Source organism: Petrocella atlantisensis (assembly GCF_900538275.1).
Taxonomy (GTDB): Bacteria; Bacillota; Clostridia; order Lachnospirales; family Vallitaleaceae; genus Petrocella; species Petrocella atlantisensis.
This window is the reverse complement of record NZ_LR130778.1, coordinates 3,142,620-3,156,529: the sequence shown is the minus strand read 5'-3', so window position 1 is coordinate 3,156,529 and position 13,910 is coordinate 3,142,620. Positions and strand designations below refer to the sequence as shown.

At 36.1% G+C, this 13,910-nt stretch carries 12 protein-coding genes; 3 read left to right on the top strand and 9 right to left on the bottom strand.

Features of this window, described 5'->3' with window-relative positions; all coding sequences use genetic code 11:
• Positions 1-28: 28 nt before the first annotated feature.
• A complete protein-coding gene (locus PATL70BA_RS14475; RefSeq protein WP_125138043.1) occupies positions 29-2,593 on the bottom strand; it encodes an HD domain-containing phosphohydrolase in 2,565 nt (854 codons plus the stop codon).
• A gap of 351 nt (positions 2,594-2,944) precedes the next feature.
• On the opposite strand from PATL70BA_RS14475, the gene PATL70BA_RS14470 reads away from it, so the two are divergent.
• The gene (locus PATL70BA_RS14470) at positions 2,945-3,601 is read left to right on the top strand and encodes a DUF2179 domain-containing protein (protein ID WP_125138042.1); all 657 of its coding nucleotides are present in this window, start codon (positions 2,945-2,947) and stop codon (positions 3,599-3,601) included.
• Positions 3,602-3,708: 107 nt separating this feature from the next.
• Here PATL70BA_RS14470 and ansA read toward each other — a convergent pair whose 3' ends face one another.
• Positions 3,709-4,722, bottom strand: coding sequence for an asparaginase (ansA, locus tag PATL70BA_RS14465; protein ID WP_125138041.1), 1,014 nt, complete (start codon positions 4,720-4,722; stop codon positions 3,709-3,711).
• Between the two features lie 224 nt (positions 4,723-4,946).
• Here ansA and PATL70BA_RS14460 point away from each other — a divergent pair, with 224 nt between their 5' ends.
• Both PATL70BA_RS14460 and PATL70BA_RS14455 read left to right on the top strand, forming a co-directional pair.
• A complete protein-coding gene (locus tag PATL70BA_RS14460; RefSeq protein ID WP_172596267.1) occupies positions 4,947-6,092 on the top strand; it encodes an IS91 family transposase in 1,146 nt (381 codons plus the stop codon).
• 24 nt (positions 6,093-6,116) lie between these two features.
• Positions 6,117-6,353, top strand: coding sequence for a hypothetical protein (locus PATL70BA_RS14455; protein ID WP_125137277.1), 237 nt, complete (start codon positions 6,117-6,119; stop codon positions 6,351-6,353).
• Positions 6,354-6,634: 281 nt separating this feature from the next.
• Here PATL70BA_RS14455 and PATL70BA_RS14450 read toward each other — a convergent pair whose 3' ends face one another.
• The 7 genes from PATL70BA_RS14450 to PATL70BA_RS14420 all read right to left on the bottom strand — a co-directional run bounded on the left by PATL70BA_RS14450 (position 6,635) and on the right by PATL70BA_RS14420 (position 13,808).
• Entirely contained in the window at positions 6,635-6,865 is a 231-nt protein-coding gene (locus tag PATL70BA_RS14450) for a CsbD family protein (RefSeq protein WP_125138039.1), read from the bottom strand.
• Between the two features lie 57 nt (positions 6,866-6,922).
• Complete coding sequence (locus PATL70BA_RS14445; protein ID WP_125138038.1) at positions 6,923-7,285, bottom strand: hypothetical protein; 363 nt, start codon at positions 7,283-7,285, stop codon at positions 6,923-6,925.
• Positions 7,286-7,402: 117 nt separating this feature from the next.
• Positions 7,403-8,506, bottom strand: coding sequence for an HD-GYP domain-containing protein (locus tag PATL70BA_RS14440; RefSeq protein ID WP_125138037.1), 1,104 nt, complete (start codon positions 8,504-8,506; stop codon positions 7,403-7,405).
• A gap of 198 nt (positions 8,507-8,704) precedes the next feature.
• A complete protein-coding gene (locus PATL70BA_RS14435; RefSeq protein WP_125138036.1) occupies positions 8,705-8,956 on the bottom strand; it encodes a permease of phosphate ABC transporter in 252 nt (83 codons plus the stop codon).
• A 149-nt stretch (positions 8,957-9,105) separates the two neighbouring features.
• Positions 9,106-10,626 carry a DNA recombination protein RmuC gene (rmuC, locus tag PATL70BA_RS14430; RefSeq protein WP_125138035.1) on the bottom strand — a complete coding sequence of 507 codons (1,521 nt, stop codon included), beginning with the start codon at positions 10,624-10,626 and terminating at the stop codon, positions 9,106-9,108.
• Between the two features lie 277 nt (positions 10,627-10,903).
• Positions 10,904-12,295 (bottom strand): copper amine oxidase N-terminal domain-containing protein, encoded by a 1,392-nt coding sequence (locus PATL70BA_RS14425; protein ID WP_172596266.1) that lies wholly within the window; start codon positions 12,293-12,295, stop codon positions 10,904-10,906.
• 235 nt (positions 12,296-12,530) lie between these two features.
• Positions 12,531-13,808, bottom strand: coding sequence for a response regulator transcription factor (locus tag PATL70BA_RS14420; RefSeq protein WP_172596265.1), 1,278 nt, complete (start codon positions 13,806-13,808; stop codon positions 12,531-12,533).
• Between the last annotated feature and the right edge of the window lie 102 nt (positions 13,809-13,910).

The following is a 13,910-nucleotide window of genomic DNA, read 5'->3' as shown; positions in this document are numbered from 1 at the left end:
GTCTTATTCATTCTTGTCTCTCTATGTCTTAAAGTTCGATATTATTATCTAAGAAAACTGTGACAATCACCGGATCAAACTGAGTTCCTGCGTATTTACTCAGTTCCGCTCTAGCTTCTTTGTGGCTAAAAGTTGCCTTATAAAGACGTTGAGATACCATAGCTTCGTAAGCATCTGTTACACTTATAATTCTTGCTATCAGTGGAATCTCGGTTCCTTTTAAGCCTCTAGGATAGCCTTGTCCATCCCATCTTTCATGGTGAGACAGGATGTCCTCTGCCAAGGAAGAATAAGCATCCACGGATTTCAGTATTAGGTAGCCACTTTCAGAATGCTTTTTAACTTCTTCATATTCTTGTTCTGTCAACACACCTGATTTGTTCAGTATTTCATCTCTTATGGCAATCTTTCCTATATCATGTAAATGACCGGCTGTGACCAATTCATTTAATGTCTGAGCATCCATATCCATGGCCTTGCCCATTTTTTGACATAACTTAGCAACTTGATCAGAGTGTACTTTTTCTCTGGTACTTTTTTCATTTAACGTTTTAATAATGACTTGTATGGTCTTGTTTCGCATACTTTGACTCTCTGTAAGTTTTTCCCTGTACATCTGATCCTCTGCTTTTATAAAAATATCCGATATAGACTGATCTACACCAGTTTTTGTAGCACATCCTATGGATACAGATATAACGACATTATCCATCTTTTCATCAAGAGCACCTTTACGGATACGATTTGCAATCCTAATCGCCTCTGTTATATCCGTTTTTGGTAAGAGGACTATAAATTCATCCCCTCCGATTCTGGCTATGATATCATCTAAACGGCAGTGTTCTTTAATGACCTTAGTGACATTCAACAGCAACTGATCACCTGCCATATGTCCAAAGGCATCATTGGTTAACTTAAGTCCGTTTACATCCAACATCATAACTGATAGAGGTAGATTACGCGGTACATCCAAACGTCTCTGTTCTTCTTCATAAAAACGACGATTATAGATACCTGTTAGTTGGTCATAATAACTGAGCTTTTCAATACGTATTTGGTTCAGCTTTTGTTCAGTAATATCTCTTACAATAGATAAAACACCTTGATCCATAAACTTAATCATACGCATTTCATAGTAACCTAGCTTACCTTCTACCTCAAGCTCGTATTCGAATGTTTGAAGTTCTCCTGTCGTTATGGCTTGATCAATAGCGCGCATACCTATGGCTGCTATTTTCTCAGGCATAACTTCACTGAGGGCTTTATTAATAAAGTGTTCTTTTTTAACATACAATAGGTCATCATGATTCACTAAACAGTCTAAGAAAATACCTTCTTCGCTAAATATAAATATTATATCCGGTAGAACTTCGATAATCGCTCTGTTCTTTTTTTCGCTTAATTCTAACGCTTGCTTATTCTCTATAAGCTCCTCATTCTGACTCCTTAGTTCTTCTTCAACCGCTGTTAATTGTTTAATTGCATTATAAAGATCTTTATTGGCACTTTTTAGAGATTTCTGGTTTATTGTCATCTCTTTAAAATAATCTTCAGTTTTCTCAAGAACCTTATTCGTTGTAATACGAAGATCCAAAAAAGGATCATTTGATCTAACCGGTAAACGGTATGTGATGTTCTTATCCGCTGATATTTTTTGAATGTCTACATCCAACGCTTTAATGGGGTTAATCACATATTTCTTTTGCAATATAAAGACAATAAAAAGAATGAGAAAGGTGGATAAGATTGATATTAAGAGGATCGTCATGTTTTGAAGACGTTGATTCACAAAGTCACTCATAGGCGCAAAGCTTCCTATAACCCAACCCGAGTCTTCAAAGGTACGCCATCCCACATACCCATTGATACCGCCCAATGAAGTCAATATTGTACCGTTCTTATTTTTTAATAATTCTGTTGAGAGTTCCACTGACAAATCACCTAAAGACAAGACCAAGCCTGTCCTATTCTCATATTCCGGATGCAACAATACATTTTTATCTCGGTCTAATAAAAAGACATACCCTTCATCTGACATCTTTTGTTCTTCAAGTAAATCAAGGGTGCTTTCAAGTAGGCTATCGCCTGCTACCACACCAATAAAACGGTTTTGTTGATCGTAAACCGGTTTTGCAAGGGTTACAATCCAATTATCTTTTGTAGCATTTAAATAGGGTCGGGTAATAATATGTTTATTCTCATTTAAGGCCGCAATATACCAAGGCCTTGTTCGTAGATCAAAAGAAGACGGAGGTATAAAACCACTGCCATTAATCATCTGATTATCCGGTGTGCCATAGTAGATGGATTGTAATGTTGGGTTAGCGCTCATCAAAGCTTGCATGAAACTCAATATTTTATCTTCATCCTCTTCTAAGAGAATAAAGCTCTCTGCTGCTTCCAATGCTCTCTGATTCCTCTGTATATGTCCATTAATCTCACTGGCCATATAGTCTAATCTGCTGTCTATTGTATTTTCCACTTCTGCCTCTATGGATGCTTTATAATAATTATACTGGATCCACATGGTTAGACCGATGACAACAGCAATTATAATACCAATGCTATAGAAATTTTTAATAAAGGTTTTCATCTGGTTGCTCCTAAGTCTGTTCAGTCTATTCTAAGCTTGGTTGCAAAAAATCCCTTATTCATTGCAATCCCCTCATAGGATACATCCTTATGATTCTTTAAGACGATAAGTAATAATCATTCTATTCTACCACCATCGGGTATCAGAATCAACTTTTTTCTAGTACCTTTAACCTATGATAACATTGATTTTACATTAAACTAGGTCAATATACCTATCATAATAACCCGCATTTGAAGAAACTTGCCACACCACTGGCAATTCCATATTGAATGGTGTAAAATGGCAAGTGTCTCACCTATTACCTGAATTCTATAGACACACAATCATCCCTGCATCTTAGGAGGCCATATGAAAGAAATCATCCTAATTCTAATACTTCAATTGTGCTATGTTCCAATGTTAGCACTTAGAACCATCAGTATGGTGAAAAAGCTCACCCTATTAACCGCCCTTTTCGGCTTTCTTGAAAGTCTAATCTACGTATTTGGTCTTGCTATCGTCATCTCAGGCGAACAAAGCATACTTCAAATGCTCGTTTATGCACTTGGTTTTGGATTAGGGCTTGTAGTAGGTATACATATCGAGAAAAAAATTGCTATAGGCTACAACACCGTTGTCGTAAACATCAGTCATAAAAATGATGAACTGATTGCCCATCTAAGACTTCAAGGCTTTGGTGTTACCGTTTTTCAAGGTGAAGGCAAGGACAGTACCAGATATCGTATGGATATTCTAACAAAACGAACACGTGAAATAGAGCTTATGGGCATCATCGATCATTATGAGCCAACAGCTTTCGTTATTGTTTATGAACCGACACGCTTTCAAGGTGGTTATCTTGCTGTTATGATGAAAAAGCAAAGCAAAGTTTTTCCAAAAAGCTTTATGAACAAAAAGCTCCCTCCAATCCAACCGGAAGAACCTTCGCCATCATGGATTAAGAAAACCGCCGAAGAAATTGCCTTTGAAATCAAAGAACTTGCCCGTCATGATAACTCCGAATAAGGTATGCATCTACTTTCTTGGTAATTACTAAAGATCGACATTTTAAAGCAAGGCTTTTTATTGAAGCCTTGCTTTTTCTTGTGATCCAAATATTTTTATTGCTTTTATTATATTTTTGACAATTCGCCTCTTAAGTTTTCGGTCATCAACTTTTTAATCTTTTCTTGATCATAACCTTTACTCATTAAGTAATAGAGCTTAGTCGCCGCAGCTTCCGGTGTCATATCATACCCGCTGACAGCACCGGCTTCTACTAAAAATGCGCTTGTTTCATACTCACCAATATGGGCAAAGCCTTTTAAGCACTGTGTACAAACCACAATGATGACCCCTCTATCTGCCGCTTCTTTCAATACCACGCCGAGTCGCGCGTCCCTACTTGGAATATTTCCGGCTCCAAGAGCTTCAATAATGATGCCTCGAAGGGGTGGCTTCAATATATTTTCCATGACTTCTGTTGATATACTCGGAAAAATCTTCATATCGGTAATTGGATAGTTCCCATATTCAAAGGCTACCATCTGCCCACCACTTTTTTTGTTAATTAGAGATTCATTCACTTCAATACGCACACCTGCTATAGCAAGCGGTGGATAATTAGGAGATTCAAAAGCATCAAGGGCATCCGAACTGGTCTTTACCGCTCTGCAACCTCTTAAAAGCTTACCTCCAAAATAGAGACAGACCTCCGGAACATCGCACTCTGCTGCAATTTGTACCGCTGCTATAATGTTTTCTCTGGCATCGTTTCTAATCTCACATAAGGGAATCTGTGAACCGGTAAGTATGACCGGCTTACCTAGGTTTTCGAGCATAAAAGAAAGAGCCGATGCTGTATAAGCCATGGTGTCCGTCCCATGTAAGATCACAAACCCATCATAGTTGTCATAGTTCGATTCTATATCCTTAGCAATCTTAATCCATTCCTGTTGGGTCATGTTCGAGGAGTCCAACAAGGGTTCATACTCTTTTATGGTATAATCCGGCATGATATCTGCTTTTAGCTCTGATATATTATCCAGTTCTTTTTGCATATAACCTTTTTGAGGGGCATAACCCTTCTGTGTTCTAATCATTCCAATCGTACCACCGGTATAGATGATATATACTTTTTTATTCATGTCTGACTCCTTGAATGCATCCTATTTTGCTTTTAATAACTCTGATTTTTATTGTATGCCTTATTTTCATTTTTTACAACATCCTATTGTTATTAATGCAAGAAAAGCGTTCTAACGAACGCGTTAAAAAGCTGGCTCTTTACGTGAGTTGGCTTTTTTAACATTCTTCTTCATTTTATATTGTTTTATTGATGATTTTTTGTTATAACATTATTGGTGATGTTATGAACAGTAAATCTTTTAAGATAAAAGATATTTTTTCAGACCGTTGGGATGATTTTGTTGCTCTAGGTTATCCTCTACGTCCCGCTATTTTACATAATGTCAGTAAAATCATTAATTGTGGTGATCCTTCCATGGGTCATGCTCTTTATTTTTGTGACCATTGCGGCAAAATAAAGCATGTTCCATTTACTTGTAAAAGTCGTTTTTGTAATTCTTGTGGTGCCAAATACATTCAAGACAGAGCTGCTTCTATATCTTCCAAACTTATTCAGTGTGAACATCGTCATATTGTTTTTACCATCCCTAAAGAACTTCGCCCTTTTTTTCGCAAGGATCGTTCCTTACTTCATCTTCTTTTTCATGCTTCTGCTGCAACTATTCATGCTTGGTTTTACTCCATTAATAAATCTGAATCTTTCAAGCCTGGTTTTATCTCTACACTTCATACTTTTGGCCGTGACCTTAAATGGAATCCTCATATTCATATGCTTATTACTGAGGGTGCTTCTGGTAATAAAACTGTTTGGCGTAAAATACCTCACATCCCTTTCACTATGCTTCGTAAACGTTGGCAAACTACTTTACTTGACTTACTACATCGTTATCTAGGAGATTCTTTTTATAAACTTAAGACTTCCTTATTCAAAACTTATCCTTCTGGCTTTTATGTCTATGCTAAATCTAACATGCTTTCTAATTTTGTTGATTCAATTAAATATATTATTAGGTATACTGGCAGACCAGCTATGGCTCAGTCCAGAATTCTTGATTATGATGGTGAATTCGTAACTTTTTTTTATAATCGTCATGAAGATAATGAAAAAGTAATTGAAAAGATACATGTCTTTGATTTTTTTAAACGTCTAATAGTTCATATTCCTGATGAGCAGTTTAAAATGATTCGTTATTACGGGTTATATGCCAAAAAATATAAACATTCTTCTAAGCTATTTTTACTTATGACTGCATCTAAACGTAAATTTTTCAAACAAAATTCTCATTGGCGTGCACGTCTACTCCTTCATTTTGGTATCGATCCACTCAGGTGCCAATGTGGTAATACAATGAAACTTCTAAATATTTTTGCTACTTCTAAAACCCACCTTCTTGATAAACCGCCTCCTCAGCTTTATAATAGTGCTTAGCATAATTATGGAGGTTAATTAATAATGAATATTTTAGAAGGCTTTACTAAAAATGATGATCTCGTTGAATTTATCTGTACTAAATGTAACTACTCTTTGTGGGTTCCGCGTTTCATTGTAGAAGAATTAGAGCAAGACAATATTTTTGATGGTCTAGATCCATCAACTCCACCACAACCTGATTGCCAAGTTTGTGATGGTACTATGACACCTAAATTATATATCGGTGTTCGTGGTATAAAGTACGAATATAATAAATGATTTATTCTTGAATATATCCAAGGTTTATTTTTTATGCCCTAAAAAATATACTCCTTGTTTATTAGGAAAGTAGGACTTTCCTAATAAACAAGAAAAGAAGCTTCGCTTCGTTATGAGCTCTGCTCATATTTCTGGACGGTTCGAAAGGAAAGTTCCTTGGTAGTTAATGCGATGCTTCAACGCATTAACACAGCATTGTCTTTCCTTGAGAACAAAAAAAGACTGTAATGGTAATCAGTCTTTTTTTGAAATGCATCTTTGATTATTCAATTCTTTAACTTCTATTTCTTCTTACTGTCTTTTTTATCCATTTTGTCATTAACTTTTTCAAGAATATCCTCTTTCAAATCCGCAGCATCCTCTTTTGCTTTTGTGACTTTATTCTTCAATTTGCCTTCAAATTCCATTTCTTGATTCCCTGTAGCCTTACCTACTTTTTCTTTAACGTTGCCTTTAATTTTATCTTTGAGATTCCCTGCATCTTTTTTTATTTTTTTTCCTAGATCTTTCATAATATATTCTCCTTTTCTCGTGTATGACTGGTTTCTAACTTAAATAAACTATGAACGCTATGTCATTGAAGACCTTTCGTCTTCCTCTTCTATATTTTGAGCGTTCAATAACAGCTCCGCTTGGTCAAACAACCTTACCGGTACGTATATATCGTAACCGTACATACTACTTCCCATAGCCACTGTTAAGTAATCACCAATCTGTTCACTTTTCTTTATGGCCGGTATCTCATAGCTATTCATTAAAGCAATGATGATGTCTGCCTCCTGTAAGGTATAGACACTACAGAGTTTTTTAATCTCCTCTAATTGGTCATTTACGACTTCATCTATTTCCTCTTCCACGAGTGCCACTTCACAGTAAGTACATGTTGTCTTGCCTTCTTCATAGTCACGTTTACATTTAGGACAATAGGGCATGATATCACTCCTTCTAGAATAATAAAGGTTTTATTAAGATTCATAATACTATTATACCATAACCAGTTTTGCATGTAGTATAATATTTATGAATCTCATTATCATTTGTAAAATTCATTATGCTAAAACTCTAAGTACCTGATTTACCAATTCCGGATTAAACTGACTTCCTGCATTACGACTTAACTCAGCTTTTGCTTCGCCTATTGACATGGATTCTCTATAAGCTCTTTTGGAAGTCATCGCATCATAAGCATCTGCAATTAGGATAATACGAGAGCCTAATGGGATATTAGAACCGCTCAAGCCACTAGGATAGCCTTGTCCATTATGATATTCATGATGATGCTTGACAATATCTAATATTTCCGTAAAACTACCTATCTTACTTAAGACATGAGTGGCTTTTTCCGGATGGGCTTTTACAATCTCATACTCTTCACCTGTTAGACGATCCGGTTTATTAAGGATTTCAGTAGGAATACCTATTTTTCCAATATCATGTAATAAGGCTGCCAGACAGATCTTCTTTTGATCTTCCATTGGTAAGCTTAACGATTTACATATTGTTGCCGTCAAATCCCTAACCCGTTTACCATGGCCTTCTGTATAAGTATCTTTGATTTCTATAGCTGAGACAAGAGCCTCAACAGTTTCGTTAAACAACTGTTGTTCAAATTCTTTCTGTTTTGAGATAGAATAATAGTTTGAAATCATTTGAGCGTATATCTTCATAATCTCTTTTGAATGCTCTGGGAATGCATGTTCTGTAAACTTTTCTAAGCTAATTAAACCGATAGGTTGAGATTTATAAACAATTGGAGCATAAAGTGTAACAAAATTTGAATACGTTCCAAGTGCTTTAAATGTCTCAATTGTTTCTTCTGTGAACTTGTTAACCTCACGTTGCTCAATAAACGTCTCATAGGCAATAATCTTATCTGCATCTGCTTCTTCAAATCCAATAAATATACTGTCTTTTGTAAAAGATAACTTCTTCAAAAGCTCTATGTCATACCCTTTTGAGCACATAGGAAAATAAGTGTCTTCTTCAAGTAGGTACAATGATCCCTTTTCCGCTTCCGGGATTAACTGAAAAGTTGCTTCAAATGCAGTGCGTAAGAACTCTGTACTGGAAACATCTTCTCTGTTTACCATGGATTTAACTATAATTTTTAATGCGTTTAATACAGATGGCGCTATATTTGAATTATGCTTCATGATGTTCTCCTATAGTTTTACTGTTGTTTATTTGCATGTTCTACTATTAGATACCGAAAATTTCTTTTAATTATATCATTTTCATATTAATTTTCCATTAAGTCCCTCTAAGCAATCTTACCTATGATAGGACCTTCCTAGAGAATAAAAAAAGCTAAAACCATTAATGGTTTTAGCTAGATAATCTATTCGTTGTTGTTAAAAATCTTCAAATTCATCCATCAACATCGGTACAAACTTCATCATAATCGGTGTCAATGTCACACCAATAATCAATGCACCTATGATGCTATAGACAGTTTTATGTTTTTTAGGTACACAAAATCCCATCAACATACCTACAGTAAATACACACAACTTAATGAGTGCTAAGTCTTTCCATGTTGATTCCTTCATATAAGTATCTGTAACGGACATACATTTTTCTAAACATTCTTGACATCGTTTCATTATGAAACCTCCTTATAAATTTGATATGAGTGGTTAAGACTAGCTTTTAGTTTTTTACTAATTAGAAATTGTATGGTCAATGCCATATAAAACCCTTTTATACTATTATATCATATATTCAGATGGATATTACATGTCCGATTTGTCTGTTACTCGATGAGGTCCATATCACGTACTAATTCGTTGGACAGCTCTTTTTTTGTCTTAAGACCTAGGTTTTTTAACTTAGTGGCTTGTGCAACCAAGTTGTCATTACCAGTGCTTAACTGCTTGTATGCGCTTCTATACTTTTCCCCAGCTTTATCAATCGACTGCCCTACTGCATCCATATTTTCCACAAAACCTACGAATTTGTCATATAACTTAGCCCCTCTTTCTGCAATCTCAAGAGAATTTCTGTTCTGATATTCTCGCTTCCATAAATCTACAATCATTTTCAAAGATGTGATGAGATTTGTCGGACTAAGAAGTAAGATTCTCTTATCATAAGCAAAGTTCCACAAGTCCGAATCTCCCTGTAACGCAGTGATATAAGCCGGTTCACTGGGGATGAACATCATTACAAAATCCAGAGCCTTATCATAATCGTCATAGCCTTTGGCACTTAATGATATAATATGATTTTTTATAGCTGACAGATGTGCATCCAATTCTTTTTTCTGTTCATCCACATCATCAGCTGCAATCAATCTGGTAAAGGCGTTTAATGATACTTTAGAGTCAATGATAACATTCCTATTGTCTGGGTATTTGATCACGGCATCCGGCCGCATTTTCTTGCCTTCCAAATCAGAACGTATCGCCTTACCATTGTCATCCAATAATTCATGTTCAATAAAATACTGTTCGTTTTTTCTAAGGCCTGATTTTTCCAGAATGCTTTCCAGAATCATTTCTCCCCAACGACCTTGGGTCTTTGCTTCGCCTTTTAATGCTTTTGTTAGATTTTTGGCTTCTTGGCTAATCTCCTGATTAAGAACGGCTAACTCCTTGACCCTCTCACCCAGTGAAAACCGTTCTTTTGATTCCATGTTATAGACATCATCTACTTGTTTTCTAAAATCCTCAATATTTTTTCCAAGGGGTTCCAAAATATTTCTTAAGTTTGTTTTATTTAGTTCTGTAAATCTTTCTGTTTTTGTGTCAAATATTTTGTTAGCAATATTCTCAAATTCCAGATTGAATTTCTTACCCATTTCTTCCATGGCATCCATTTGACCCTTTAGTTTTTCAACTAGGGCTTCATTATTGGCTTTTTCGATAGCGAGTAACTGATGCGTCTGATTCAAGTCCGCCTTTAAGCTTTGCATCTCATCTTTTAGGGAAGTTACCTCTTTTTGCTTCTCATCTAGTATCATCAGGGTTGCATCTTGATTGGCTTTTGTCCTAGCTAACTCCTGATGATTGTCTTTTAATTCAAGACGCATAGTTGTTAGTTGATCTTCTGCCATAACGCCCTCTTTTTCCAGTTCGACTATTTTTTCCTTTGCCGCTTCTAATTGAGCATGCATAGTTGCTCTATACGTAGCCGCTTCCACTTCAAGTTCATTATATTTTTTCTGACTGTTTTCCTTGTCCGATTGATGTTTTGATGTTATTTTCGATTTAGCTATGAACCAACCTAACGATAATCCTACTATTATGCCGGCTACTAACATGATTATTTCCATTATTTCTCCTCCTGATATAGACATCTATATACTTAAGTCAATATTGAGTTTTTTATATCCATGAAGTGTCATGGTAAAACACACCCACTTAATACTCATTGTACTTTACTTGTATGGTTAGTTCAATCTACATTTATTATTCTTCCATGTTTGACCAAATACCAATTGATCCGTATAGCCTTTTGCTCTATCTCATATTAGAAAAATACTTAAAAAAATTGCTTTCCTAAATACAAATTTAGAAAAGCAATTTTTTATTTATGGTTTAGTGTAGTCTCTAATTCGTAAATACTATAACTACTTCTTTTGTACTGTTTATCCAGTCAGCCTTCGCCCCTAAGTTCTCTGAAGCAAATCTAACAGGAACAAATGTACGGCCGCCTTGGGAGATTGGCACAACATCCATACGGCTATTGGCGCCATTTCTTCTGATTTCATCACGGTTTAGCCACATCTCTACTCGGTTACCTCTTGCATTTAATGTTATTTTCTTCTCATTTCCATCCCAATCAATACTTCCACCCATTGCTTCTACTATAGCTCGAATAGGCACCATACTCCTATTGGCAATTATTATGGGTGCTGTCCCTCTTCCAAAGTCGATTTCCTGATTATCCCCATTAACATTCATTATCGGGTTATCCAGTTGCAATATGATATAGCCTTTTTGCTGACCGACATTTTCAATTCTATTGCCGGTTCGTACTTCCAATGTCGCTATGGTGTTTCCTAGACGTTCTTCTACACCTTGTATTGGGTTTGCTTCTCCCAATACCGGTTTTATCGTATAGATGTAGTCTGTATTGGGTAACACATTCACATCTACGATACGTCTGTTTGTGACATAAAAATCTGTAATGGAAATACCTAATTGGCTCCTATTGGTAGATCTAAATATCCTATAGCCCAAGCCGGATGCTTCAGGCCATTCCAAACGAACACCTGAATCAAACTCCAATGCAGCCCCACTTACTGCACCCGGTTGTGGTGCCGATATAGGTGTCGGTATACCTCCCTGTTGCCACTCGTAATGGTATTGCTCTGAAACTGTTTGTGCACCACTGCTAACAGTAACACCTATCCAAATGGTTTGGCCTACTGAACCAACAGGCAAACCGTTTCTTAGGTTCAAAGAATGAGAGTGCCTACCAGACGTCCCCAGATTCATTGCATAAGACGATGCCAATGCTCCACCAAGTCCCAAGGTCTGATACTCTGTCTGGTTGATTTTGAATATCGTGTTCCCATAGCGTGCACTAATATGGTGCGTAGGTTCTTGCCAACCCTGATTAAACTCAAGCACTTCACCTGTAACACTGATAGCTATAGGTTGTCCTGACCTTATAGTCGTAGCAGGTTCTGACCAGTTCCATTTTGTTCTCAACACGGTTGCAGGATACGTGACAGTACCTCTTTTAACCCCTTCCCCATCTCTTCGCAAGGCTTCTACCGTGCGCGGCTGAGCGTTAAGGCTATGGTAAGTAAATGGTGTAGCTTCACCTCTAGAAGACCAAGTCCGGTCACCTACCTCTTCTTTACTACCCACCAAATATTTTGTCTCTTTTAGTTGCCAGTAACCCTCCGTATTTGCTTCTGCTACATTTGGAACCACTAAAATACTAAATAATAAAATCATGGCAATAAAAACTGCTATCGGTCTTCTTTTCATATAAACATCCTCTCTTTTTTTGTGAACGAACATTCTAGTGTCATTTCTTGAAGACGGACTTCACCCCATCTAATTCTTAAAAATATGTAACTCGATGAAGTCAATCTTCTTAATTGAGTCCCCCAAATCCCTGCCTTAATCATACCGTTTTTACCCAAAAAAACATCCCCCTTTTAGGAGGATATTCATGAATTGTGGCTATATTTAACACTTTTAACCTCTATTATATATTTTCTTATTCTTTTCTTGTTGCCAAATAAATCAGTTCCTTTTTTCGACTCACACCGAACTTGTTGCAAATATTTTTCATATGCGTCTTTACTGTATGATCCGTAATAAACAATTGCCGTGCAATTTCTTTGTTTGTCATACCTTGTAGCACCAGATGGATGACTTCCGTTTCTCTATCTGTAATTGTTTTTCCATTCGGTAAATAAGCCATAAGAATATCAATAGGTGTATCTACATTCATTATTATTCTACTGGAATCCTCTTGGGAAAATAGCTCAAACTTATGATTAAAAGATTGCATCAACCAGGGTATAACAATAATGGCTAATAAAATACTTGTAGCGGATAGCAAAGCTGTTACAAAATAAAGGTTATCTTCAGCATGAATGAGGCGTTTGCCTATTAAATCTCCAATGAATATACTGGCTGTGTTGGCCCCTAGTAAGATACCAAATATTTGAAAAGGAGCTCCATATACGAAGGCCAATATACATAAAGTTGTCCATAAAAACAAATCAATTAAGGCAAAAGACGACTCCATAAAACCTATGGTTAAAAGATAGCCTGAGGTATTGTGATTAAAAAGTGCAAACGTGATAAAAGCAAGGCCAAGTACAGACATACCAATATAAATCAATAAAGCGCTATTGACCGATTTATACAATCTATAAATAACCAATAAAACAAATACATATACCACAAATGGATAGTAATTAATCATAAAAAATTCAGCACTTAACGCCGGTAACATAATTGAATACATTAAGCCGCCATTAAGATAAATGCTGAAAACAAACAATGAGAACAATAATAATAAGGGTTTTGATATTGGTAGTTTAACATAGTTGCTTAAAACATTCTCTTCAAAAAAGTGACCCGACTTAACAAGTACAATGCAGGTAATTATAAGTGGCAGATTCGTAAGACCCAAAAGTACTTTTGAAGGCAAAGCATTTTTCAACAGCGTGAAGAACAACAGGACGAGATTAGAGCTTATCATAATAATAACCATAATCTTAATACGTTCCTGTGTCTGTCCTGTTAGAGAAAATAATATGCTCCATCCTATGGTATAAAGTGATGAAGCTATACCAAGTATCACCATGCCTATAACCCATAACCATGGTTGATCTAACATAAATAAAATATTCGTAACGAGGGTTACCCCAAGACTCACTGTCATGATTTTATACCATTGGTCTTCTTGCCTAAATGTAAAGCCAACAACAAAATGCGTTATGGTATGAGCACCTACAAAAAGCATCACCAAAGTCAATCCCATAAAAGACATTTGGGGAGACGCCGAGAAATAGACCGGTCCATAAAAAGGGAAGGATAATAACCATCCAAAATAAAATGTTAGGGACCCTATAATAAAATACTT